This window comes from Citrobacter sp. XT1-2-2, assembly GCF_023516235.1.
Lineage (GTDB): Bacteria > Pseudomonadota > Gammaproteobacteria > Enterobacterales > Enterobacteriaceae > Citrobacter > Citrobacter werkmanii.
In genome coordinates this window covers 4,803,130-4,825,221 of the sequence record NZ_CP097324.1, presented here as the reverse complement: position 1 = coordinate 4,825,221, position 22,092 = coordinate 4,803,130, and the positions used below count along the sequence as shown (strand labels likewise).

Below are 22,092 nucleotides of genomic sequence, written 5' to 3'. Positions count from 1 at the left end.
TGCGCAGATTTTCGCGCCGCTGCGCCTCGCTGCTGCGTCGTTTTCGGTTCGCCGTGGTGGTTTGAGGCAAAAGAAAAGCCCCTGCCAGCGGGCTGCTGAGGGGCTTACGTGCGGTGTGGTCAGTTGCGGCCGTGCTGGCCGTTCCACGGTGGTGGTGGGTGTGTCCGGGCTGGCGTCAGATCGCTGCCTGCAATAGTGCGTAAGGGTTGAAGCGCACCACGTCGATCCCCAGCCAGTCGTTTAACTCTTTCAGGCTTTCTTGTATCGGGGCCAGTTCGTTGATGGAAAACACTTTCGCCGCTTTCTCTACGTCGCCGAAGCCACCGGAGTTATTCGGCATTACACCCATCAGAACGGGCGGCACGCGGTGCGCTGCTAACAGATCGTCGCGGGTGGCGTCTTTGATGCCGGTAAACTCATCCTTCGCCGCCACCTGGCTGAACGGCATAATTTGCAGACCGTCTTTTTTCCCGCCTGCCGCGTAGACAAAAAGGTTTTTAAAAGCACCGTTGCCGCGTGCATCTTTCAGCGACTTCTTAAGCTTTTCCACATCGTTATTATTCGCCACCGGGTCAGTGAGGTAGACGATCACACCCGCATGACTGCCGTTAATGTAGTAGTTGCGGCGGAACACCGTTGCTTCACCATTCAGCATGGCGCTTTGTAGCGCGGCCAGATATTCCGGCGCGCCGTAGATCTCCTGGTGCGGGCTGGGGTTCTTGATCTGGCAGACGCTGCCAGGTTCGAACGCGTGATCGTCAACGTAGCGCGGAACAAACCAGAATTGCGCCGGGTCTATGCCGCGCCGCGTATATTTTGCCTGGCTGTGCCGTAGCTCGATCGGCTGGCCGAGTCGGTTGCGGCGGCACTCCATGTAACAGTTACCGAAAATTAAATAATCCTGCACCCAGGCGGTGAACTCCTGCCGGGTCAACAGCGGGTGCGGTATGTAGCAACTGGCGATAACATTGCGTTTAAATATCAGCGGTGACTGGTGATAGGCGGCAACGTCGAACATGCGCGCCAGCCCGTAGGGGCTGATCGGTGGTTCATACCAGCGTCCATTGTTATGGCATTCGAGGCACTCCATAAGAGACGCGCGATCGTTGACTGCGATCGGGTCGCCAAAGCTGAAAGATTCCACGCTTTCCAGCGGGGTGGCTGCGTTGCTGGCCGTGCTGGCTGGCGCAGCAGTTGGCTCCCTGAATTTCTTTTTGCCGCTCAATTAAAACTCCTCCACAAAACTGCCGTTATCGCCGGTCACTTCCGCGCCGATCGGTTCGTTGTAAATGCCCTGCATAGTTGCCCATGCCAGATCGCCGTGATTGCTGCCACGGGCCCGATCGGACTGGTAGGTAATAACGCCGCCTGCGGTGACTTTACGCACGGTCATAAACGACTGTGCGAGATCCATCATTCCGGCGTCGAACTCAAAGCGCCCGGCACGAATGACCATCAACATTTTGAGCACCATCGACCGCTTAAGAACCGGTGAATAGTTGTATTTAACCGCCTGCGGGAAGAACTTGATCACCAGTTGATAAACCGCATCGCCGATCCCTGTGCCGTCGATAGCAATGTGCTGCACGTTGTAGCGGGTGGTGATCTCTTTAATAAATTTGGCCTGCTCTTCGTACTCCATGCCGCGTAACTGGTGGCGCTCTACCGCGCGGAACTTACCACCCGGCACGGCTGGCGGAGCCAGCACAACCAGCCCGGCGCTGTCGCCTTTGCCGCTGCTGCCGTTGGGGTCATAGCTAACCCAGACAGGGCGATTACCCAGCGGACGGGGTGCAAACGGGTTCCAGTCCGGCCATGCGTCCGGCATGTAGCCATCAACACCGCAGCCCAGAATTGCGTTGTAGTCGAAGGCGCGTTCCCCTGCTTTAACGAACATGCAGCCGTAAAGGTTGGCGTATTCATCGGGGGAGTTCTCGTTACGGATTTCATCTGTATCAACCAGATCGAAGCCGAGATTCACGGCGTCTTCCAGCGTGACTATCTGGCGCCAGATGTTATCCCCGCCCAGCTTGCCGTTTTTGAGTGCCTTATAACTGGTGTCGATATCCACCCGATCGGCCCGTGACCGGTGCTTATTGAACTGATCGCCAGTCCAGAAGGGATAGGCTTCATGTTCTTCACTGGAAGGCGTCGAAAAGTAGGTGCGGCGTAGCCCTTTGTGGGTCGCCATGCCTGCGGCGACTTTACGCAGGTTGATGAAGTTGCTGATCCAGAAGGCTTCATCCATGTACAGATCGCCGGTGTAGCTCTGTGCTGTCGCGGCAGAGGTACCGAGAAAGTACAGCGTTGCGCCGTTACTCAATACGATGGCATCGCCGCCTTTGAGTTCTACACCGATTTCCTGTGCCAGCTTCTGAATGAAGCGCTTGAACTGGAACGCCTGGGCGCGGCTGGCTGACAGGAATATCTGGTTATTTCCGGTTTCCAGTGCACGCAACAGCGCTTCGCGGGCAAAGTACCAGGTGGCACCAATCTGGCGCGATTTGAGGATAAAGCGGTTACGCCGGTTCCACTGTTTGAACCAGCGTTTTTGATGCTCGTAGAGCGAATCAAAGACCAGGGCGCGAAGCTGGGTTATCTGTTCTTCTGTGAAATGGTTTTTCGGGGTCTTCGCCTTCTTCTCTTTCTCCTGGTCGCGTCGCTCATGCCGTTCAAAGCGGTCAAGCTGGCGCGCCAGCAGGTCAATTTCTTTGAAGTCCTTCGGGGTTTTGTCGTCCTTTTCCACCAGGCGCAGGTAACGAACGTGCGTGCGATCCTGCACCCGCTGCATGGGGGTGGCTTTATCCCATTCATAGCGGCGGCGCCAACTGTAGATCGTGTTAATGCTCACCCCGATTTCCTTAGAAATCTGAGTGATGCTAAACGCCTGCCAGTAGAGGCTTTTGGCTTTTGTGCTGAGGTCTTCGGCTGTATTCATGGCAACAGGCTATCGCGCTCGCGCGCGCAACAATATCGCCGCTGGTTGTCGCCTGAGTCCGACAAAGTGAAGGCTTTGCGCCTTCCGGCTGCAAAGGGAATGATTGGGGCACTGGTTAATATCAATCGCTTACCAACCCGGAGCTTTGTCACCATGCCAATGACAAATTTTTTCCGCGCCGCAGTAGAGGGCGCAACCTGTGACGGCCGAGTACTGGAACGTCAGCACATCACCGAAATGGCCGAACAGTACGATCCCCAGGTCTATGGTGCCCGCGTCAATCTGGAGCACATTTTAGGCTGGTCGCCGACAAGCGATTTCCGCGCGTATGGTGACGTGGTTGAAGCCAAAGCCGAAGAAATTGCCGAGGGCCCGTTAAAGGGCAAACTGGCGCTTCTGGTGAAGGTAGACGCCACGGACGAACTGGTAGAACTGAAAGGCAAACGCCAGAAAATCTACCATAGCATTGAGGTGCATCCGTCTTTTGCCGACACCGGCAAAGCCTACCTTATGGGGCTGGCCTGTACCGATAACCCGGCGAGCCTGGGTACCGAAATGATGAAGTTTTGCACCCAGAACGCCAGCGCCAACCCACTGGCCGCGCGTCACTACGCACCTGAATGCTTCTTCACTGAAACCCTGGAATCGTCTCTTGAATTTGCACAGGAAGAGCCGCCAGCGTCCGACACCGGGAAGAATTTCTTTTCCCGTATCAAGGAAATGCTGACCGGAACCCGCCAGCACTTCGATCGTGAAAATGGCGATATCCGCCAGGCGGTTGAACTGGTAGCGGAAAGCCAGGGTGAATTGCTGGACAAGATGGAAAAACTGAGCGCAGGGCAGCTTAAGAACAAGCAGACCGCCGAAGCGGTGGATAAGTTGCGCTCTGAGTTCGACGAGATGAAAGCGCAGCTTTCTACCCAGGACGCCAGCAAATACCGCCGTCCGGAAGCGACCGGCGCAACTGAAAAATCTAACGCCCAGCTTGCTGACTGCTGATCGCCGTCAGTAACGAAGGAACAGTACAGGAAAAATAACTATGCGTAATTCTACCCGTGAATTGTTTGATGCGTATCTTGAGCGACAAGCTGAACTGAATCACATCAACAAATCCCACGTAACAAAGGCGTTCAGCATTGATCCGAGCGTTGAGCAGACGCTTGAAGACAAGGTGCAGCAGTCTTCCGAAATGTTGAAGAAGATTAATATCTACGGTGTGAACGATCAGTCCGGTGAAAAAATCGGTCTGGGCGTGAGCGGCCCGATTTCCAGCACCAACAATTCCACCACCGATCGCCGCCAGCCTGTATCCGTCACGGCGCTGGATTCGAACAAGTACACCTGTAATAAGGTGAACGCGGATACTTTCGCCTCTTATGCGCAGCTTGATGCCTGGGCTAAATTCCCGGATTTCCAGCAGCGTCTGAGCAATCAGATCATTCAGCGTATCGCGCTTGACCGCATCATGATCGGCTTTAACGGAACCAGCTATGCGGATAAGTCCGACCGCAACGCCAACCCGCTTTTGCAGGATTGTGGTATCGGCTGGCTGCAACAGTACCGCGCGAACGCGCCGCAACGAGTCATGAAAGATATCACCGTGACCAGCCGCGACGATTCCAACCAGGTGATCGCTAAAGGTGATTACGGTAACTACGACTCGCTGGTTTATGACGCGGTTAACTCACTGATGGACGAATGGTACAAAGATTCGCCCAATCTGGTGGTGATCACTGGTCGTAACCTGACGGTTAGCCGTTCGTTCCCGATCATCAACGCCGTCAGCACCAATAACCCGAACTCCGAAGCGCTCGCCGGTCAGTTGATCGCATCGCGTAAGACGATCGGCAACCTGCCTTCGTTCATCGCGCCTTTCTTCCCTGATGGCAGCATGTTTATCACTTCGTGGGAAAACCTGTCGATTTACTGGCAGGAAGGTGCGCACCGTCGCCGTATCGTGGAAGAGCCGGAATATAACCGCGTCTCTACCTACAGTTCGTCAAATGATGCCTATGTTGTTGAAGATTACGGCTTCGGCTGTCTGATCGAAGGCATTACCGCCGCCGAACCAGCACCGGCACCATAAATCAGCGCAGGCCAGCTAACTGCTGGCCGCTTTGGGGGCATCATGTTGACACCTGCTCAACAACATTTTAATCGCGTGATGGCTGAACGCCGCCACGCCAGCCGTGAGCCGTCGCAGCTTGAAATGACGGCATACGAAACCATGCTTCACCGCCTGCGACTGGATAAAGCCCGTTTGAGTCGTGTCCAGTCCCAGAAGGCTAAAGCGGATTTAAAACGCGAACTGCTGCCGGATTATCAGCCGTGGATCGAAGGCGTACTTACGGCAGATTCCGGCCAGTCTGACGACGTGTTAACCACCGTCATGATCTGGTGTTGTGACTGCGGAAACATCGCCGAAGCCCTGCGCATTGGTCAGTACGTATTGCGCCATAAGTTGCCGATGCCGGATCAGTATCGCCGCACCACCGCCACCGTACTGGTGGAAGAAATTTGCGATCCCGTCCTGGCTGCATTCAAAGCTAACCCGGCTGTTGCGCCGGTCGCCGCTGACCTGCTGGAAGCATTAAGGGGCTTAACCCTGAACGAAGATATGCCGGATGAGGTGCGCTCAAAGCTGCTTAAGGCGCTGGGGTATACGCTGCGCCTGACTGACAACGTTGAATCGCTTACCGCTGCGGTTGAATACTTGCGCCAGGCGGCAGTGTTGAACCCGAAAAAAGCAGGCGTAACCCGTGATATTGAGCTTCTGCAACGTGCGCTTAAGAAGTCCGGGCAACCTGCTGACGGTGACGGCGCAGACGGCAAGCCAGAAGCAAACAGCACCGAAACCCAGACGGCAACGCCGCCAGCCCAGCTAAAAGCGAAGCGGGAAATCAAAAAGCCCGCCACTAAAAGCAAGCCGGCAGCGAAGAAAAGAACCACGACAGCCCGCCAGAAGGCGGCGTCATAACCGAACGTGCCCCCGCGCACCCAGGCGGCACGGCAGGCGAAAACAGGCAACGCCGCGTCTTCGTCCTGCCGTCCACCGCCTGACTTATACGGAGTAGAGATCATGAGTCTGGTAGCCACTGAGCCAGTACGGCCACCATCCGATCCTGTGCCTGATGATGGCGGCGCGAAGGTTGAAAGCCTGCCATTCTGGCCGGTCATTTCGCTGGCTGAACTACGCCGCGCGATGCGTCTTGATGGGCAGGTGACAACCGATCGCCTGATGTCGCGAACGGTGGAAGCGGTGGCCCATGTTAATGATCAGCTTTTCCTGTGGCGCCAGGTGCAGATTGATGCGGGCTATGAGTCATTGGCAGAAATTCCGGCCAGTCCGGTGAATGGCACTTCCGTGAAGGTATGGCGCTATAAAAACGCCGTGTATTCACTCACTAAGGCGCTGTTGATTGAAGGCTACCGCGATATTGACACCACCAGTAAAGGCGAAGACCACGCGGCGGCATTGAGCACGCAGATCGATACGCTGTGGCGGGATGTGCGCTGGTCAATCCGTGATATCCAGGACGAAAGCCGGGGCCTGGCGGAGTTGGTGTAATGAACGTTCAGGCGCAGCAAAACGACACGATCGACCTGCTTTGCTGGCGCTATTACGGCAGAACAGCAGGCGTTACCGAGGCGGTGATCGATGCCAATAAGGGCATTTCCGCCGCCACTGAGTTGCAGGCCGGGCAGATTGTCTACCTGCCAGAGATCCAGCCGCCAGCCCAGCGGGAAACCGTGCAGCTATGGGATTAAGGGGGAGGGTATGCACGACACACCACCGGGATTACTCGAACAAACAATGAAATGGATCGCTACTTATCTGCCGACACTGTTTGCGGCTGGTGCGGCGCTGAGTATTTCGGCGCTAATGAGCCTTTACGATGGGCAGTCTTTGCTTAAAACCGCCACCGGATCGCTGGTATGTGGGATTGTCACGCTTGCTGTGGCCGGTTCGCTGGAATATCTGGGGCTTCCGTCCAACGCAGTAACGTTCGTGGGCGCCTCAATCGGATTTATGGGAGCGGATAAAGTCCGCAACAAAGTTACCGGGTTTATCGAAAACCGAATCGGAGGGATGAAAGGTGGAGATGAGCAATAACGGCATCAACATGCTGAAAGGCTTTGAAGGGTGCAGGCTGGCCGCTTATCAGGATTCTGTAGGCGTCTGGACGATCGGTTATGGATGGACTCAACCCGTCAACGGCGTGCCGGTTGGCAAGGGCATGACCATTACGCAGGAAACTGCCGATAGCCTGTTGCGTAGCGGTCTGGTGCAGTATGAAAAAGGCGTTACGGGGCTGGTTAAAGTCACTATCAATCAAAATCAGTTCGATGCGCTGGTTGATTTTGCCTACAACCTGGGCGTAAAGGCGCTGGAAGGTTCCACGCTGCTGAAAAAGATGAATGCTGGCGATTTCGCCGGGGCTGCGGCTGAGTTTCCGAAATGGAATAAAGCAGGCGGAAAGGTGTTGCCGGGGCTGGTTAAGCGTCGGGAAGCCGAGCGCACGTTATTTCTGGCCTGATCATTTTTAACTGTGCTGGCCGTGCGTATCGAGCGCGGTCATTTTTGACAGTGCTCCAGCACGTCCGGTATTGACGGTGCGAGCTGGCGAGAGGTTTTGAAATGGGGCTGTTATCACGCTGGAAAGTGATCGTTTGTTTTGTGCTGGCCGCTGCTGCTGTATGGGGTTTTAGCCACTGGCGTTACTGCGCCGGTTACGGTGATGCCGATCAGCACTGGCGTGAAAAGTGGGCGCAACGTGATGCACGCGACGCCACCGCGCTGGCGCAAAGGCAGGCTGAGGCCAGGGCAGAAGAACAACGCCGACAAGGTGAAATTGATGCGATCAGAAAACAAACCAGCCAGCAGCTTGCTGGCGTGCAGGCTGCTGCCGATCGTGCCAGTGCTGTTTCTCGTGGGCTGCACGCCAAAGCCGACGAACTCGCCAGGCAACTGGCAGACCGTGAACGCGCCTGCGGTGCCGGAACTTCCGGCAGAAGCGAGGCAAAAGCCAGCGGTGCCGCATTGCTTGCCGACCTGTTTAAGCGGGCTGACGAGCGAGCGGGGGAGCTGGCAAGAGAAGCTGATGAAGCAAGAGCCAGAGGATTAGCCTGTGAGGCTGCGTATGATGCGGTTAAGTCCGGAAGGGATAAGTAATGCTTAAACCCGATTTGCTGCGCCAGATGATAAGCCAGCATGTGCCCTGGCTGCGTGAGAATCCCGATAATCTGGCGGTTTACCTGCGTAAAGGCCGTATGGTCAGCACCGGCCAGCGTGCTGCTGCGTTTGAGTATCGCTATACGCTGGAAGTGCTGGTGATGGATTACCCTGAATCGCTGGATACTATCAGCGTGCCGGTGCTGGCTTGGGCGCGTTTATATCAGCCTGATCTTTTGTTTAACCCGGACAGGCAGCAGAACGGCATAACATTCGAAGCCGATATCCTGAGTAACAGCACGATGGACGTGCTGATCCAGATTCAGGCTGATGAAGCGGTGATCGTCACCCGTGAAGATGGCGAGATCGTCACCCGTCACCGTGCTGACCCTGCACCGGGGCCAGAAATTGGCGCGTGGTCACTGGTATTTGTTGATGAGGTCAGCGGCGAAACATGGCAGGACAACAAACCGATCCCCTCTTCCAACAGTTAGACGACTGGTTAGCCAGCGTTGCCGCGCAGCTTTCGCCTGGGCACCGTCGCAAGCTGACGCGCGACGTTGCGATCGGGCTGCGTAAGCGCCAGCAAAAGCGTATCGCCAGCCAGAAGAACCCCAGCGGTGAAAGCTATCCGGCCCGCCGCCGCAAAATCCTGCGCACCCAGGGCGGGATAAAGTTCATATGGAATGATGAGGCCAGGGAGTTACGCAACTGGCGAACCACGGGCAGGGGTGAGCACCGCGCAATCACCGGCTATGACGTGGATCGCGGTGCCCTGCGCACGTTCTATAAGCGCGATATCCAGCGTTATATTGAAATCAATCTCAACCAGTCAAAGCAAAACCGCACCAGAAAGGATCCGATGTTCCGCAAGCTGCGCACCGCACGCTTTCTTAAGGCTTACGGTACGGGCGGCATGGCCGTGGTTGGCTATCAGGGGCATACCGCCGAAATTGCCAGCGTTCACCAGTACGGTGAAGTTGATAACGTGGTGCCGGGTGCCCGTGCGCGTTACCCGGTGCGTGAACTCCTGGGCATGACCGAGGGGGATTTAGACTGGCTGGCCGATACAGTTGTTACCTTCATGCAAGAGATTTGATTGTCACCAACCCGCCACAATGGCGCCGCGTTGTTTGCGCGCGCGCGACTCCTGATACTGACTGCATAACCCAAAAGCCGAAACGGTCGTAAAGCCTGCTACCGGGTGGAAGCGACGCCGGACAGCGTAACCGGCACCACGGGAAACAGTCAGCACTATGAATTTAAACGAACTCTATCGCCTTATCTGCAATCTCGCCCGCATTGGCACCGTGCTGGAAGTGGATACGGAAAAGTATCTTGCACGCGTCGAAACCGGCGAGAACAAAACCGACTGGATCCGCTGGGCAGTGCCGCGCGCCGGTGAAGCAGTGACGTGGTGGGCGCCGACAGTGGGCGAGCAGGTTTATATTTTGTGCCCCTGCGGTGAGATGGAAACGGCATTCATTGCCGGAAGCCTTTACAGCGAAGACGCACCGCCGCCAGATGCTGGCGCTACCTCCTGCGTGATCCTGCACCCGGATGGCGCCCGTATCTCATATGACCCGGAGGCCAGCGCGCTGGTTGTCAGCGGGGTGAAAACGGCAAGCGTCACCGCGTCGGAATCCATTACCGCCACCGTGCCGGTGGTAACTGTCAAGGCAGATACGCGCGTTACCCTGGACACGCCGGAAGTGGTCTGCACCAACAAGCTGATCACCGCCACGCTGGAAGTACAAAACGGCGGGGAAATGAAGGGCAATATTACCCATTCAGGCGGATCGCTTTCGTCTAATGGTGTCGTTGTCCATTCGCACAAACATAGCGGCGTCCAGTCCGGTGGCAGTAATACAGGTGGCCCGGTATGAGTACAGTCCGTTACAGCGGCATGAATGCCGGTTCAGGCCATGCCATCACCGACAACGAGCATATAGCGCAGTCTATCGGCGATATTCTGTTAACGCCGATCGGTTCCCGTGTAATGCGCCGCGCTTACGGTTCGCAGCTTTTCAACCTGATAGATCAGCCGGTCGATAACGCCATAACGAAGCTGCGCGTTATGTCTGCCATCTACAGCGCCCTGTATTTATGGGAACCGCGGATCTCTCTGACCAGTATCACCCTGAGCGCGCCGGGTGCCGGTCGGCTGGTTGCCACTATCCAGGCCAATCGCACCGACAATCAGACGCCATTTAACGCCGATATCACATTGAGGGGCCAGGCATGAGCGGCACGATCGATTTATCGCAGCTACCGCCGCCCGTGGTGGTTGAACCGCTGGACTTCGAAACGCTTTTCGCGCAGCGCAAGGCCGCATTTATTGCGATGTACCCGGAAGACGAACAGGAAGAGATCGCCCGCACGCTTGAGCTTGAATCGGAGCCGATCACCATGCTGCTGGAAGAAAATTGCTATCGCGAATTGCTGTTGCGCCAGCGGGTGAATGAAGCGGCCCGCGCGGTGATGCTGGCTTATTCCACAGATAGCGATTTGGATAATCTGGCGGTCAATTTCAACGTTGAACGTCTGACCATTCAGGAAGAAGACGACAGCGTTACCCCGCCAATTGAAGCCGTGATGGAGTCAGACGCGGATTTACGCACGCGTACCCAGCAGGCTTTTGAAGGTCTGAGCGTGGCCGGGCCAACGGCGGCATATGAGTTTTGGGGGCGTTCGGCTGACGGGCGCGTAGCTGATATTTCGGCGGTCAGTCCTACGCCTGCCTGCGTCACCATTTCGGTGCTGTCGCGTGAGGGTGACGGAACGGCCAGCGATGATCTGCTTTCCGTGGTCGCTGCTGCCCTGAACGATGAAGAGGTGCGCCCGGTGGCCGACAGGGTAACGGTGCAGTCTGCGGAGATCGTGCCGTATCAGATCGATGCAACGCTTTACATCTATCCGGGGCCGGAAGCCGAACCTGTCCGGCAGGCATCGGAGCAACAGTTACAGGTGTATATTGCCGCGCAGAATCGCTTAGGGCGCGATATTCGTCTTTCGGCAATCTACGCAGCCCTACATGTCGAAGGAGTCCAGCGCGTTGAACTGGCGCAGCCTGTTGCGGATATCGTGCTGAGTGACTACCAGGCATCACACTGCACCGAATACACCATAACGGTGGGTGGTTACGATGAGTAATGACCTGTTACCGCCGAGCGCTAGCCGAATGGAGCGCGTCGCCGCTCGCGTCTGTGCGTCGTTGGGTGAAGTGCCCGTGCCGTTGCGCCAGTTGTGGAACCCGCGGACGTGTCGGGCTGATCTGTTGCCCTATCTGGCGTGGGCCTTCTCCGTTGATCGCTGGGATGAGGCTTGGCCGATCAGCACGAAACGAAAAGCGGTGGCCGATGCGTTCTACCTGCATAAGTACAAAGGTACAACGGGCGCCATGCGTCGGGTTGTGGAGCCGTTCGGCTTCTTCATTCGGGTTAACGAGTGGTGGAACATAGACACCGCGCCGGGTACCTTCACGCTGGATATTGGCGTGGAAGACCAGGGGATTAGTGAAGAAACCTATCAGGAGCTTGAACGCCTGATCGCCGATGTAAAGCCGTGCAGCCGCCATATGCTGGGAATGTCTCTTCACCTGCAAACAACCGGCGATCTGTATATCGGCGCGGGCAGTTATTCCGGCGATACGCTGACCGTGTACCCGTATTTCCCTGAAACCATAGCCGTGGGCGGTGATGATTACACCGGGGCGGCAATCCATTTAATTGACACCGTGGAGATCGCAAGTGGCGACTAAATATTATGCCGTGCTAACCAATATAGGCGCGGCGAAACTGGCAAATGCCACGGCATTGGGTGCGCAGGTTGATATAACCCAGATGGCTGTAGGCGATGGTAACGGCGCATTGCCGACGCCGAACCCGGCACAAACGGCGCTGATTCACGAGCTGCGACGCGCGCCGCTCAATAGCCTGAGTATTGACCCGAACAACGCCAACCAGATTATTGCCGAACAGGTGATCCCCGAAGATGTGGGCGGATGGTGGATCCGTGAAATCGGTTTATTCGATAAAGACGGCGATATGATTGCCGTAGCCAACTGTGCGGAAACCTATAAGCCGCAGTTGCAGGAGGGGAGCGGGCGCGTTCAGATTGTCCGCATGATCCTGATCGTCAGCAGCACCGCCGCCGTGACGCTGAAAATTGACCCTTCGGTAGTGCTGGCAACGCGCCAGTATGTTGATGATCAGATAATCCAGGTGAAGGCCTATGTTGATCAGCAACTGGCGGCGCATGTGGCTGCGGCTGATCCTCATGCGCAATATTTGCTTGAGTCGGATTTTGATAAATATTTCCCGGCAGGTTTTCCGCTTCCGTGGCCGCAGGCAACGCCGCCAGGAGGCTGGCTAAAATGCAATGGCGCAACGTTCGATAAGGCCAAATATCCGAAGCTGGCGACGGCTTACCCTTCTGGTGTATTACCAGATTTGCGCGGTGAGTTTTTGAGAGGCTGGGATGATGGGCGCGGTGTGGATGTTGGACGGCAGATATTGACTGCTCAGGGTGATGCTATTCGCAACATAACAGGCTCTATTCCATCTGCTGCTCCTTATGGGTTCGAACAGGATGCTACGGGGGTACTATATGCTACGCAAGGTTTTGTTCATGGTGGAGGCTCCTTAGCCCAACAATCAGCAGGGTATGGGATCGGTTTTAATGCGTCCCTCGTAGTGCCTACAGCTTCAGAAAACCGTCCGCGTAACGTCGCATTTAACTATATCGTGAGGGCAGCATAATGACGCAGGCAAAATTAAACAGCGAGTTTATCGCCACCGTGGCCGGTGATATTAAGGTGTTTAACTACGATGGCGAGACGCGCGAATATCTTTCTTCATCGGTTGAATATCTGGCCTTGGGTGTAGGTCTTCCTGCAAACTCATGTGCTGACGCACCGGGAGAAAAGAGAGATGGTTTCGCTATCTGCCGGACAGCCGATTTTACCGCCTGGGAATACGTCGCCGATCATCGTGGTGAAACGGTATACAGCACTGAAACAGGCGATGCGATGATGGTTTATTTGCCTGGTGATTACCCGGAGGGTACAACCACATTGGCACCTGCTACGGCATACGATACATGGAACGGTAGCGAATGGGTGACGGATACCGAAGCACAGCACGCTATGGATGTGAAAGCGGCCGAACAACAGAAAACAATGTTACTGGCTGAGGCTCAGGCCACGATCAGCCTGTGGCAAACAGAATTACAATTAGGCGTTATCAGCGATGAAGATAAAGCCAGCCTGATCGCCTGGATGAACTACATCAAAGCCGTGCAAGCGGCGGACACCTCGAAAGCGCCGGATATTACCTGGCCGGATAAGCCGGAATAAGTTTCCATTCCGGCACGCATGGCCGGTTCTAACCGTGCTGGCCGTGCGTATCGAGTACAGTCGTTTTTAACGGTGCTGTAGCACGGTCAGTTATGGCGGTGCCGCCAGGAGGGGAAGCGGGCAAGAGCCCGCTTTTCTTATATCGAAAGGTTGGTTTTCACCAGAGAGAAGAGATCGTCGGTGGTCGTTTCGGCCAGCTTTTCCCGTATGTCCTCGCTTACCCGTTTCAGGTTGAGAGTAAAATCAATTTTCTTTGCTTTCCCGTCCTTAAAAAACTCCGTCCGGTTTTGCGTGATCTGCTCAATTACATACATGCCGTAGATCCTGCCTGTGCCTTCTATAAGGGGCCATGGGCGCCCGGAAAAAGCCATAGTTTCCAGCATGACAAGCGACACATCACCGCCGCTTATTTCGGGGTACAGCGTGCCGCTGAGTACGAACGGTTCTTCATCTGCACCGATGAACTGATAGCGCGGGGATTTCCCCACGCGATCGTTTTTGACATGCCGCCAGGAGTTGGTTTTATTCGCACTCTGGTAAGGCGTGGTTTGCAGTGAAAAGGGGAACATCCCCAGAATCATCATCATGATATTGCCCTTAGACGTGATCGGTCAGTTGGGAACGCTTGCGCCGGTCAGCCTGCTGCTTCGCTAACGCAAGTTCTTCGCGCACGCGCCTGATAATGGTTTCTTCATCCAGTTTCTGGCCGCTAAAGTCGAAGTTAAGGTTATATACATCGCCACCCGGTGCAGGCATCAGCGCAGCGACGGAAGCCGCAGACGGCGACGCCGAAACGGGCACCCGTGCGGCGGGCCTGTCAACCTGCCAGGGGGTAACGGAAGCGATCAGCGATCCGGCCTGCTGCGTCACCCAATCGGTAAGGGATGGTAGCTGGCGCTGTGCCTGCTTAAGCGGTTCAGAATATCCGCCACGGATCGGGATATAGGGCTGCTTATTCTTGAAGACGATTTCGCCGGGCCCGTCTTTCTTCTCCGTGATATTGGTGGCGATCTTGTCTAGGCTGCTGCTCATCTTCGGCACGATGTTGGCCGGGCCTTTGAGCGAGTTAATTAAGCTTTCCTGCTTTTTCTGCTGGTCAATGGCCTGCTGTTGCTTCTGGTTGGTTTTCTTCTGCTGATCGTCTTTCGGCGACCAGTTCCAACCCTTTTTAACCATTTTCTTTTGCTGCGGATCCCACTCCCAGACAACAGGGTCTTTGTGCATACTTTCCGCAGCTTGCTGCGCTGCTTTTGTTGCGTCGGGTATGGCGCCGAGTTTTTCCAGTACCCATCCTATACCGCGCGCTATTCCTTCGATTATTGGTGTTAATGCAGATAGAGCGTTACCGACAACCTTACCGAACGTTTCCCCGGCACTGGTGCAGGAGGCTAGCGCTTCGCTGGAGAACTGGATAGGTTCGAATAGTTTTGTGAACCACTCCCAGACGCCACCGACAGCATTACCGATAGAGTCAAAGAGTGGGGCCAGTGGTGCAAAGGCTGTACTAAATGCTGCGGTTAAAGGCTGTAAGCCACTCATTAACCCGGTGTAAAAGCCAGTGAAAAAGGCTTTTATAGGTTCCCAGAATTTAATAACGGCGATCGCTGCTGCTGATAAAGCGATTACCAGTATTCCAATAGGGCTAAGAAGTAATGATAACCCGCCACCCAACGCCATCATTACGGTGCGTCCAACGTTCAGCAAAGCGCCGAAACCGGAGGTTGCCAGAGTTCTGAGGCCATTACCAAGCCAGGTTATAGCCGTCATAGGCCTTGTGAATAGGGTAAATAGCCCCTGTCCGGCAGCAACAGCACCGCGTGAAAGTGCCATTAACGCTGTGTTTAACCCACCAATAGCTTGTTTACTAAATTGGGTAATGCCAGACGCAGCAGATCGGAAGAGGGCAGGCCAGTCTTTAATACTTCGACCCACGCCAGATAGTGAGGGGATCAGCCCGCGTAATGTGCTGGATAATTTTCCCAGCGAGCCTATGAGGGGAGTTACCCCACCGGAGCCAGCCAGCGTGGTGAAGCTGAGGCGAACAAGTGCCATCGGGCCGAGCACTGCGCCGATGGACAGCATCAGGCCACCCACGACAACCAGCAGCGCACCTATGGCGGCGGTAACTTTCATGATTGAGCCAACCAGCACCGGGTTAGCTTCAACCCAGCGGCGGACACTGCCGATCACTTTGCTGACGGTAAGCATGATATCCATCAGCGGATCGCGGAGCGTTTCTCCCGCTGAACTGAATGCGTTAACCGCGCCGGTTTTGGTCAGTTGCCACTGAGCAGAAAGGGAAGCTTTGTTGATATCAGATTCCCGATTCATGGAACCTTTAGCGGCTGCGCCCTGCGTCAGTTCTATCTGGCGGCGTAGTTCGGGCAGGTTGTTCGCAAGTTTCTGCGCATCATCGCCGAACTCTTTGCCGAAAATCTGGGTAAGGTTGGCTACCTGCTGATCCGGGGCCAGTTTTTTGGACGCTTCCAGCACTGAAATGATTGTGCCCATCGCGTCCACTGACATGCTCTTCTGGACTTTTTCGGCACTGAGGCCGAGGGCGTCCAGACCCTGCATAAAGTTTTTGCCCTGAACCGTAGCGATTGAGAGTTCGCGCACCATGGCATTGGTGGCGCTGGCGGCAACTTCGGCCGGGGTGCCGAGTGTCAGAAAGGTGGAACCCAGCGCGGCGGCTTGCTTGTAATCCAGTTGGCTGGCAAGCCCGCCAACGCGCTGGAGCACGTCGATAATATCGGAGCCTTTCGACTTCGCGTTATCGTCCAGGTAGTTTATGGCGTCGCCCAACTGTTCAATATTCTGGGTAGGGATTTTATACAGCCCGGCAATCTTACCGAGACTTTCAGAAAGCTGATCGGCGGGCAGTTCAAAGGCTACCGAAGCTTTTGCCGCCATGCTGGCGAAAGCCAGCAGATCGGCTTTTTGTTTTTCCCACGGATCATCGCTGTTTGCCACGCCCATGCGCGCGCCACCTTCGACCAGGGCGGCATAGTCAACAGCGCCGTTAGCCATTGGTAGCTTTTCGCTGGCATCCATGATCGCCCGCTGCATTTCTTCATACTGCGGGGTGCGGTTGCCGCTGTCGTCACGCAAGCCGTTTACCTGTTTGGCTACGCCTTTCATGGCGTCTTCAAGGCTGCTGTATGATTTAACCGCAGCGGCGACAGGTGCGAGGGTTGCCGCCCCTACTGCGGCGGTTTTCATCCCCCCGCTCATCATCTTTTCGCCGGTTTCTTTGGCGCGGCTGTAACGGGCCTGCGCCTGGTTAACAGCGTCAAGCCGTCGCTGCTGTTCGGCAAGCTGGCGGTTGTATTGCGCGGTGCGCTGGTTGATCTGTTCCGTCGCCCGGCTGGCGCTGCTGATCGCAATGCCTTCACTGTAGAAGCTGGCGCGCAACTGGTTAAGCTGCGTCTGCTCGCCTTTCTGCTGCTGGGTTAACTGGCGAATGGCTGCACGTTGCTGATTGAGGGCGGCAACCTGTTCGGCGCTGCGCTGGCGTAACGGGCCATAAGCCGCCGCCATTTGCCGGGCCTGTTCTTTCGCCTGGGCCAGTTGTTCGGTGGTTTTTTTATTGGCTGCGGTGAGGCGGTCAAAGCTGGTTGCCTGACGCTCAAGCCCTTTAATGCTGGTTTTGGTCTGATTGATTTGAGACGCCAACGCGGCGGCACTCTGGCGCGCCGCGTTGACAGGGCGGGACATATTATTCAGGGCGCTGAATGCCACCCTGATATTTAAATTGCGGTCTGCCATTTAGTGATCTCCACCACTGCGCGCAGCCGCCTGATCACGCCATAACAGTATTTCCTGTACCGTCATGGCGTCCATCTCTACCGGCCGCCAGTGGAATATGACGGCGATATCTGCCATCAGGTCTTCTATGCGTTCGCAGGGGCATCGGATGATTCGTTGCCCGTATCCGTCGCGGTCAGATCCGAAGAGGGTTGCAAAAAATCAACCACCGCGTTGGCTAGCTGGCAAAAATCCCAGGTATCCATTCGGGCAATCTCATCGGCGGTTAATGCCGGAGCGGTAACGCGGGGCAGCAGAATAACCAGCGCGTCATAGTTGGACGTCAGCACGTCATAGGCTTTTAAGCCGCGCAGTGATCCAGCCTGTTTAAGCACGGAAGTGATCGCCACTTCGGTGATTTTGGTCTTACCGCGCGTAATAGGGGCGGTAAGAATAACGGTGTTTTCTTTGGTCTTGCTCATGGTGCCGGGTTTCCTTATAAGCCGATGTTAGCGCGGTGTTTTTCCAGTACATCCACACCGGCAACTTTGTAGATCATGTTGAGCACATCAATTTCGATAATTTCTTCGCTATTGATTGTCAGCTTGTAATAGGTGTTTTTCAGGGTGTACTTATGCGAAGTATCATCCCCAACCTTTGCCGAACCGGGATCCAGTTCAGTGAAGCGGCCACGCGTCTGGATTTCGCACGGTACGGCGTCGCCGGTCGCATCGTCCTGGTAAGAGCCAGCAAAGCGCACCTGTATTCCGTCCGCAGTGGTAACGCCCCATTTTTTCATTAGCCCGGCATCCATGCCGCCCAGCGTGATATCCATATCCAGGGCGCCAGCGTCGAAGCCCAGATCCACCGCAACCGAACCCGGCATACCGCCCGCCTGGTAGTCTTCGGTTTTTTTGGTGAGTTTGGCGGGGGTGATTTCCGGCACCATGCCGAAGTAGTTATCCCCGTCAAAGAACATATTGAAATATTTGAGTTTCTTAGGCAGTGCCATAAGCGCCCCCGGTTAGTTATTCACTGCGCTGGAAAACGTAGCGAAATATTCGTCGGTGAACTCCTGTACCAGGCTGAGATTTTCCAGCGGTGGAACAGGGGTGTAGTTGTACTTAATGGTCAGTTGACCATTGCGCAGGGTTTCCGAGGTATTCGGTTCCGGGTCATACCAGCAGCGGGCGCCCAGCAGCTTGCCAGCCGTCACATATGAGGTCAGCTTCTTATTGATGCCGTCCACAATGTCCTTTACCAGCGACGGGGTAAGCGGTTTATCAACATAGGCGAAATGTGCTTCGGCGACGGTATCCGCAACGATCTGCGCGGTTCGGGTATAGCTTTCGAAGATATACGTTTCCGCGTCGCAGGTACGCGATCCCCAGATGCGGTAGCCGTCCTGCTTGATCAGCGTGGTAACGCCTGCTGCGTTCAGTTCGTCGGCGTCGGTATCGGTGCCCTGCAACGTGAAATAGATATCCCGATCCATCCCCAGCACGTTATTAACGGGCACGTTGGAAATGGTTTTATGCCAGCCCTGCGTTGCGTCGATTTTGGCGCGCATCCCAACCGCATGGGCACCCACGGGCACGGTGGCATTCGCCCCGGCGTTGGTGTCGTAGCAGATGAAATTAGGCCAGATAACCATCATTTCACGCTGGGAGAACTGTTCGCGGTATTCCTTCACTTCGGCGATGCTGTTGCAGCCGTTCGCTGCCACGTAAGCAAACGCGCGCAGCTTTTCGGCAATGACGCCGAGTTGTGCGGCCACCGCTTCCGTATCAAGACCGGGAACAGCCAGCACACGCGGGCGCACGCCTACGCGCATTTCGGCAGACAGCAGCGCGTACATGCCGGTAAAGCGTCCGTTTGCATCGGTGCCGCCAATAACCAGTTGATCCTGTGTCTGTGCGGTGCCGCCTTCTGGCGGTTCGATATTTGCAGCATCAGCAACGCGGATAACAATGGTTTGCGGGCTGGTCTGGTCTGAAATCGCTTTCAGGGTGGTAAACAGGGTGCCGGTTTTACCTGCCTTGCCCAGCATGTTAGCCACGCGGGTGATCAGTACAGGGGTATCCAGCGGGAACGCTGTTTCGTCCGCATCATCAGCGGTGCAGACAACGCCGATCACCGCCGAATCAATGTCGGTGATCATCGTACTAAGGTCGGTGGTTTCCGTGACGGTTACACCGTGATGGTAGTTAGTGGCCATGTATTTGCCTCGCCAGTTTAATGACTGCGAATATCATTGCGGCAATGGCAGGCTGATGCGATGGATAAGGGTTGTCAGCAACCTGCAACAATGACGGGGCGTTGTTCATGCGCGCGCGCGTGGCGACGATGTACCCCATCATGATGAAGGGGTTGATATGGACACGACAGAAAACCGATATTCGCCGCGCCCGGCGTTCAGTATTGAAATTGAAGGTAATCAGCTTACGGCGCTGGATAACCGGTTGATCTCTCTTTCCCTGACAGATAACCGGGGCTTTGAAGCGGACACGCTGGATCTGACTCTGGATGATGCAGACGGGCAGGTAGCATTACCACCACGCGGCGCAAAGATATCGGTGGCGCTGGGCTGGGATAATGATCCATTGGTTTTTAAGGGCGTGTATACGGTTGATGAGATAGGTCATTCAGGCCCGCCTGACCAGCTAACGATCAGTGCCAGAAGCGCAGATTTCCGCGATACCTTCAACGTGAAAAGGGAATATAGCTGGCACGATATTACCGTGGGGGATGTGGTCGCCAGTATTGCCAGTCGCTACGATCTGCGTGCGGGTGTCAGCGAAGAACTGGCGAAGATTGAGATAGACCACGCCGATCAGACGAGTGAATCAGATATCAGCTTCTTAACGCGCATGGCCGAAATGCTGGGCGCGGTGGCAACCATTAAAAACGGTATGCTTCTGTTTATCACGCCGGGCAAGGGAGTGACGCAGAGCGGCAAGCCGCTGCCGGTGATCGAGATAGTCCGGTCAAGCGGTGATAAACATAGCTTTAACGTAGCTGACCGCGACGCGTACACGGGCGTAACTGCATACTGGCTTGATCTCAACTTTGGCAAGAAACCATCCACTACCGTGAAGAAAACAACCCGCAGGCGACGAACCAGCCAGGCCAAAAAGAAAGAGCCTGCATCCAGCAAAAAAGAGGGTGATTATCTGGCCGGGGCTGAAGGTAACGTTTTTGTTATACGTAAAACCTTCAAGACGGAAAAGGCGGCGAAGCGTGCCGCTGCGGCTAAGTGGCGGGAGTTGCAGCGCGGTGCGGCTACGTTCAGCATCACCCTGGCGCGTGGCCGCGCAGATTTGTACCCGGAACAGCCCGCCAGCGTCTACGGCTTTAAGTCCACGATCGACAGTGGGAACTGGACGATAACGCGGTGCGTTCACGATATTGGCGGGGGAGGGTTTACCACGTCGCTGGAACTGGAAGTAAAAATCGACGACTGGACAGCGGAGAGTGACGATTCAACGTCTTAAGCGTTATACTTGCGTTGATATTAACCAGTCCTGAAAGGAGGCCCGCGTATGGCAATGCGCTGTCCTCGCTGCCGTGCAATAGCAAAAACCAGAACCAGCGTTGAGCTGAGTTTGCTTGTACGGCGCAGCTATCACCAGTGTCAAAATATGTTGTGCGGGTACTGTTTCACCAGCATGACGGAAATAGACGGTTCACTAAATCAGACCCAGCCAGCGCCCGGCGCGATGGTGCCACAAGAAGCTTTTCCACGAAGTCACCACGGCGAAGATCAGTTATCGCTGGCACTCTAAAATAACCCGCCTATATGGCGGGTTAATTTTTATTTATTCAAACAAAATCAACTGATAGGCTTTATGGTGGTTATGTAACCATGTCTATGGAGTCTAGGAAAATGGCATTAGTAAACTGCCCGGAATGCAGTAAAGAAATTAGTGATTCAGCGTTTAAATGCCCGTCTTGCGGCCATCAGGTCAGAAAGCCGAAGCGCTCATTTTTTGGCAAGATCGTTAAGTGGATATTTATCCTGTTTAACATCTTTATGATCTATTGCATTTTTGCCGGGGCTGGCGGCAGTAGTGACGTTATCAATAACGCAGCCTCAGACGCAGAACGGGCCGGAGCCGCAATTGGTACGGGGCTGGGGATGATGATGCTGGGAACCATCTGGGTTATTGGCGATATCATTATCGGAATGTTTGTTTTCTTTACTCGCCCGAAATCATGAAAGGTAATGGTATGAAAAAGATAATCATTGCTATGGCGCTTTGCTCTTCTGCTGTATCAACAGCGTATGCGGTAGAACCAGTTAAAGCCGATATTAACAATGACGCATTAATGAAATGCCAATCCGAGGAAAAAAGTGATGCGCGTTTAGCTTGTTACGATAAGGTTCTTCCACCGAAAGTAGCCGAAGAGGCTAAGCCAGTAGTAGGTGTTGGAAAATGGCAGGTATCCACGAAAACTTCACCCGTGGATGATTCAGAGAATGTTTATGTTAGCCTTTCTGCTAATGATTCTTTCCGGTCGCAGTTTGGGGAATCGATCACACCAAGTCTTTACATCACTTGCCGCGAGAAAAAAACAGAACTTTTCCTCAATTGGGATACCTATCTTGGGTTGAACGAAACACAGATGTTATCTCGCTTGGATAAACAGAAGGCAAAAACGAAAACATGGGACATATCTAGCGATACCAAATCGGTATTTTATCGTGGCAATGTCATCGAGTTCGTCAAGGCGCTGAGCCAGGCTAACTCAATGTTTACTCAGATCACGCCTTACAATGAAAGTCCCGTGAGTGCGACATTTGATGTTGCTGGTCTGTCAGAGGCATTGAAGCCACTTCAAAAAGCGTGTGGATGGAAGTAATGCGGTGTGCAGCCC

The 22,092-nt window shown here is 54.9% G+C and carries 28 protein-coding genes; 20 read left to right on the top strand and 8 right to left on the bottom strand.

The genetic code is table 11. The features are described from left to right. Window positions 1-175 precede the first annotated feature (175 nt). Together M4I31_RS22930 and M4I31_RS22925 are read right to left on the bottom strand one after the other, a co-directional pair. Window positions 176-1,225, bottom strand: coding sequence for a phage portal protein (locus tag M4I31_RS22930; protein ID WP_250856838.1), 1,050 nt, complete (start codon window positions 1,223-1,225; stop codon window positions 176-178). Continuing rightward, window positions 1,226-2,938: a terminase large subunit domain-containing protein gene (locus tag M4I31_RS22925; protein ID WP_250856837.1), complete on the bottom strand. Its 1,713-nt coding sequence runs from the start codon at window positions 2,936-2,938 to the stop codon at window positions 1,226-1,228. It lies immediately after the preceding gene. A 153-nt stretch (window positions 2,939-3,091) separates the two neighbouring features. Between M4I31_RS22925 and M4I31_RS22920 the strand changes: the two genes are divergently transcribed. The 16 genes from M4I31_RS22920 to M4I31_RS22845 all read left to right on the top strand — a co-directional run bounded on the left by M4I31_RS22920 (window position 3,092) and on the right by M4I31_RS22845 (window position 13,467). Beyond that, window positions 3,092-3,937 carry a GPO family capsid scaffolding protein gene (locus M4I31_RS22920; protein WP_016246750.1) on the top strand — a complete coding sequence of 282 codons (846 nt, stop codon included), beginning with the start codon at window positions 3,092-3,094 and terminating at the stop codon, window positions 3,935-3,937. Between the two features lie 40 nt (window positions 3,938-3,977). After that, a complete protein-coding gene (locus M4I31_RS22915) occupies window positions 3,978-5,024 on the top strand; it encodes a phage major capsid protein, P2 family (RefSeq protein ID WP_001246220.1) in 1,047 nt (348 codons plus the stop codon). 42 nt (window positions 5,025-5,066) lie between these two features. Beyond that, entirely contained in the window at window positions 5,067-5,915 is an 849-nt protein-coding gene (gene gpM / locus M4I31_RS22910) for a phage terminase small subunit (RefSeq protein ID WP_250856836.1), read from the top strand. A 102-nt stretch (window positions 5,916-6,017) separates the two neighbouring features. Further along, a complete protein-coding gene (locus tag M4I31_RS22905) occupies window positions 6,018-6,506 on the top strand; it encodes a head completion/stabilization protein (RefSeq protein WP_016246752.1) in 489 nt (162 codons plus the stop codon). Next, the gene (locus tag M4I31_RS22900) at window positions 6,506-6,706 is read left to right on the top strand and encodes a tail protein X (RefSeq protein WP_001102549.1); all 201 of its coding nucleotides are present in this window, start codon (window positions 6,506-6,508) and stop codon (window positions 6,704-6,706) included. The genes M4I31_RS22905 and M4I31_RS22900 overlap by 1 nt, the downstream gene beginning before the upstream one ends. Window positions 6,707-6,716: 10 nt before the next feature. Next, the gene (locus tag M4I31_RS22895) at window positions 6,717-7,052 is read left to right on the top strand and encodes a phage holin, lambda family (protein WP_000543937.1); all 336 of its coding nucleotides are present in this window, start codon (window positions 6,717-6,719) and stop codon (window positions 7,050-7,052) included. After that, the gene (locus M4I31_RS22890; RefSeq protein WP_183060178.1) at window positions 7,036-7,476 is read left to right on the top strand and encodes a lysozyme; all 441 of its coding nucleotides are present in this window, start codon (window positions 7,036-7,038) and stop codon (window positions 7,474-7,476) included. The genes M4I31_RS22895 and M4I31_RS22890 overlap by 17 nt, the downstream gene beginning before the upstream one ends. A gap of 101 nt (window positions 7,477-7,577) precedes the next feature. Continuing rightward, window positions 7,578-8,111, top strand: coding sequence for a DUF2514 family protein (locus tag M4I31_RS22885; protein ID WP_250856835.1), 534 nt, complete (start codon window positions 7,578-7,580; stop codon window positions 8,109-8,111). Then, complete coding sequence (locus M4I31_RS22880; RefSeq protein WP_250856834.1) at window positions 8,111-8,605, top strand: phage tail protein; 495 nt, start codon at window positions 8,111-8,113, stop codon at window positions 8,603-8,605. The genes M4I31_RS22885 and M4I31_RS22880 overlap by 1 nt, the downstream gene beginning before the upstream one ends. Then, window positions 8,566-9,210 carry a phage virion morphogenesis protein gene (locus tag M4I31_RS22875; RefSeq protein ID WP_250856833.1) on the top strand — a complete coding sequence of 215 codons (645 nt, stop codon included), beginning with the start codon at window positions 8,566-8,568 and terminating at the stop codon, window positions 9,208-9,210. The genes M4I31_RS22880 and M4I31_RS22875 overlap by 40 nt, the downstream gene beginning before the upstream one ends. A 157-nt stretch (window positions 9,211-9,367) precedes the next feature. Then, window positions 9,368-9,997 (top strand): phage baseplate assembly protein V, encoded by a 630-nt coding sequence (locus M4I31_RS22870; protein ID WP_061360017.1) that lies wholly within the window; start codon window positions 9,368-9,370, stop codon window positions 9,995-9,997. Further along, window positions 9,994-10,356 carry a GPW/gp25 family protein gene (locus M4I31_RS22865; RefSeq protein ID WP_000108898.1) on the top strand — a complete coding sequence of 121 codons (363 nt, stop codon included), beginning with the start codon at window positions 9,994-9,996 and terminating at the stop codon, window positions 10,354-10,356. The genes M4I31_RS22870 and M4I31_RS22865 overlap by 4 nt, the downstream gene beginning before the upstream one ends. Next, the gene (locus tag M4I31_RS22860) at window positions 10,353-11,264 is read left to right on the top strand and encodes a baseplate assembly protein (RefSeq protein WP_250856832.1); all 912 of its coding nucleotides are present in this window, start codon (window positions 10,353-10,355) and stop codon (window positions 11,262-11,264) included. The genes M4I31_RS22865 and M4I31_RS22860 overlap by 4 nt, the downstream gene beginning before the upstream one ends. Beyond that, the gene (locus M4I31_RS22855; protein WP_085049730.1) at window positions 11,257-11,871 is read left to right on the top strand and encodes a phage tail protein I; all 615 of its coding nucleotides are present in this window, start codon (window positions 11,257-11,259) and stop codon (window positions 11,869-11,871) included. Before M4I31_RS22860 ends, M4I31_RS22855 begins: the two co-directional genes overlap by 8 nt. After that, complete coding sequence (locus tag M4I31_RS22850) at window positions 11,861-12,871, top strand: phage tail protein (RefSeq protein WP_250856831.1); 1,011 nt, start codon at window positions 11,861-11,863, stop codon at window positions 12,869-12,871. Before M4I31_RS22855 ends, M4I31_RS22850 begins: the two co-directional genes overlap by 11 nt. Next, complete coding sequence (locus M4I31_RS22845) at window positions 12,871-13,467, top strand: tail fiber assembly protein (protein ID WP_250856830.1); 597 nt, start codon at window positions 12,871-12,873, stop codon at window positions 13,465-13,467. Before M4I31_RS22850 ends, M4I31_RS22845 begins: the two co-directional genes overlap by 1 nt. Before the next feature lie 137 nt (window positions 13,468-13,604). On the opposite strand, the gene M4I31_RS22840 is transcribed toward M4I31_RS22845, so the two are convergent. The 6 genes from M4I31_RS22840 to M4I31_RS22815 are packed head-to-tail and all read right to left on the bottom strand — an operon-like array spanning window position 13,605 to window position 19,432. Beyond that, complete coding sequence (locus M4I31_RS22840; protein ID WP_000979934.1) at window positions 13,605-14,054, bottom strand: phage tail protein; 450 nt, start codon at window positions 14,052-14,054, stop codon at window positions 13,605-13,607. A 10-nt stretch (window positions 14,055-14,064) separates the two neighbouring features. After that, entirely contained in the window at window positions 14,065-17,235 is a 3,171-nt protein-coding gene (locus tag M4I31_RS22835) for a phage tail tape measure protein (protein ID WP_250856829.1), read from the bottom strand. Further along, window positions 17,236-17,310 (bottom strand): GpE family phage tail protein, encoded by a 75-nt coding sequence (locus tag M4I31_RS22830; RefSeq protein WP_322928566.1) that lies wholly within the window; start codon window positions 17,308-17,310, stop codon window positions 17,236-17,238. Between the two features lie 50 nt (window positions 17,311-17,360). Beyond that, the gene (locus M4I31_RS22825) at window positions 17,361-17,696 is read right to left on the bottom strand and encodes a hypothetical protein (protein WP_000047593.1); all 336 of its coding nucleotides are present in this window, start codon (window positions 17,694-17,696) and stop codon (window positions 17,361-17,363) included. Between the two features lie 14 nt (window positions 17,697-17,710). Next, the gene (locus M4I31_RS22820; RefSeq protein ID WP_129345674.1) at window positions 17,711-18,226 is read right to left on the bottom strand and encodes a phage major tail tube protein; all 516 of its coding nucleotides are present in this window, start codon (window positions 18,224-18,226) and stop codon (window positions 17,711-17,713) included. A 12-nt stretch (window positions 18,227-18,238) separates the two neighbouring features. Further along, the gene (locus M4I31_RS22815) at window positions 18,239-19,432 is read right to left on the bottom strand and encodes a phage tail sheath subtilisin-like domain-containing protein (RefSeq protein WP_023063444.1); all 1,194 of its coding nucleotides are present in this window, start codon (window positions 19,430-19,432) and stop codon (window positions 18,239-18,241) included. Between the two features lie 157 nt (window positions 19,433-19,589). Between M4I31_RS22815 and M4I31_RS22810 the strand changes: the two genes are divergently transcribed. The 4 genes from M4I31_RS22810 to M4I31_RS22795 all read left to right on the top strand — a co-directional run bounded on the left by M4I31_RS22810 (window position 19,590) and on the right by M4I31_RS22795 (window position 22,077). After that, the gene (locus tag M4I31_RS22810) at window positions 19,590-20,708 is read left to right on the top strand and encodes a phage late control D family protein (RefSeq protein ID WP_023063442.1); all 1,119 of its coding nucleotides are present in this window, start codon (window positions 19,590-19,592) and stop codon (window positions 20,706-20,708) included. A gap of 48 nt (window positions 20,709-20,756) precedes the next feature. Then, window positions 20,757-20,999, top strand: coding sequence for an ogr/Delta-like zinc finger family protein (locus M4I31_RS22805; RefSeq protein ID WP_001251454.1), 243 nt, complete (start codon window positions 20,757-20,759; stop codon window positions 20,997-20,999). Window positions 21,000-21,100: 101 nt separating this feature from the next. After that, on the top strand, window positions 21,101-21,433 hold the full coding sequence (locus M4I31_RS22800) for a zinc ribbon domain-containing protein (RefSeq protein ID WP_001229865.1): 333 nt from the start codon (window positions 21,101-21,103) through the stop codon (window positions 21,431-21,433). Between the two features lie 11 nt (window positions 21,434-21,444). Further along, window positions 21,445-22,077 carry a type VI secretion system-associated protein TagO gene (locus M4I31_RS22795; protein WP_250856828.1) on the top strand — a complete coding sequence of 211 codons (633 nt, stop codon included), beginning with the start codon at window positions 21,445-21,447 and terminating at the stop codon, window positions 22,075-22,077. Window positions 22,078-22,092: the final 15 nt, after the last annotated feature.

Coding starts and splice junctions, on each gene's coding strand:
- M4I31_RS22925 (WP_250856837.1), bottom strand. CDS start 2,938: ATGAATACAGCCGAAGACCTCAGCACAAAAGCCAAAAGCCTCTACTGG.
- M4I31_RS22920 (WP_016246750.1), top strand. CDS start 3,092: ATGCCAATGACAAATTTTTTCCGCGCCGCAGTAGAGGGCGCAACCTGT.
- M4I31_RS22915 (WP_001246220.1), top strand. CDS start 3,978: ATGCGTAATTCTACCCGTGAATTGTTTGATGCGTATCTTGAGCGACAA.
- gpM (WP_250856836.1), top strand. CDS start 5,067: ATGTTGACACCTGCTCAACAACATTTTAATCGCGTGATGGCTGAACGC.
- M4I31_RS22905 (WP_016246752.1), top strand. CDS start 6,018: ATGAGTCTGGTAGCCACTGAGCCAGTACGGCCACCATCCGATCCTGTG.
- M4I31_RS22900 (WP_001102549.1), top strand. CDS start 6,506: ATGAACGTTCAGGCGCAGCAAAACGACACGATCGACCTGCTTTGCTGG.
- M4I31_RS22895 (WP_000543937.1), top strand. CDS start 6,717: ATGCACGACACACCACCGGGATTACTCGAACAAACAATGAAATGGATC.
- M4I31_RS22885 (WP_250856835.1), top strand. CDS start 7,578: ATGGGGCTGTTATCACGCTGGAAAGTGATCGTTTGTTTTGTGCTGGCC.
- M4I31_RS22880 (WP_250856834.1), top strand. CDS start 8,111: ATGCTTAAACCCGATTTGCTGCGCCAGATGATAAGCCAGCATGTGCCC.
- M4I31_RS22875 (WP_250856833.1), top strand. CDS start 8,566: ATGGCAGGACAACAAACCGATCCCCTCTTCCAACAGTTAGACGACTGG.
- M4I31_RS22870 (WP_061360017.1), top strand. CDS start 9,368: ATGAATTTAAACGAACTCTATCGCCTTATCTGCAATCTCGCCCGCATT.
- M4I31_RS22865 (WP_000108898.1), top strand. CDS start 9,994: ATGAGTACAGTCCGTTACAGCGGCATGAATGCCGGTTCAGGCCATGCC.
- M4I31_RS22860 (WP_250856832.1), top strand. CDS start 10,353: ATGAGCGGCACGATCGATTTATCGCAGCTACCGCCGCCCGTGGTGGTT.
- M4I31_RS22855 (WP_085049730.1), top strand. CDS start 11,257: ATGAGTAATGACCTGTTACCGCCGAGCGCTAGCCGAATGGAGCGCGTC.
- M4I31_RS22845 (WP_250856830.1), top strand. CDS start 12,871: ATGACGCAGGCAAAATTAAACAGCGAGTTTATCGCCACCGTGGCCGGT.
- M4I31_RS22840 (WP_000979934.1), bottom strand. CDS start 14,054: ATGATGATGATTCTGGGGATGTTCCCCTTTTCACTGCAAACCACGCCT.
- M4I31_RS22835 (WP_250856829.1), bottom strand. CDS start 17,235: ATGGCAGACCGCAATTTAAATATCAGGGTGGCATTCAGCGCCCTGAAT.
- M4I31_RS22825 (WP_000047593.1), bottom strand. CDS start 17,696: ATGAGCAAGACCAAAGAAAACACCGTTATTCTTACCGCCCCTATTACG.
- M4I31_RS22820 (WP_129345674.1), bottom strand. CDS start 18,226: ATGGCACTGCCTAAGAAACTCAAATATTTCAATATGTTCTTTGACGGG.
- M4I31_RS22815 (WP_023063444.1), bottom strand. CDS start 19,432: ATGGCCACTAACTACCATCACGGTGTAACCGTCACGGAAACCACCGAC.
- M4I31_RS22810 (WP_023063442.1), top strand. CDS start 19,590: ATGGACACGACAGAAAACCGATATTCGCCGCGCCCGGCGTTCAGTATT.
- M4I31_RS22805 (WP_001251454.1), top strand. CDS start 20,757: ATGGCAATGCGCTGTCCTCGCTGCCGTGCAATAGCAAAAACCAGAACC.
- M4I31_RS22800 (WP_001229865.1), top strand. CDS start 21,101: ATGGCATTAGTAAACTGCCCGGAATGCAGTAAAGAAATTAGTGATTCA.
- M4I31_RS22795 (WP_250856828.1), top strand. CDS start 21,445: ATGAAAAAGATAATCATTGCTATGGCGCTTTGCTCTTCTGCTGTATCA.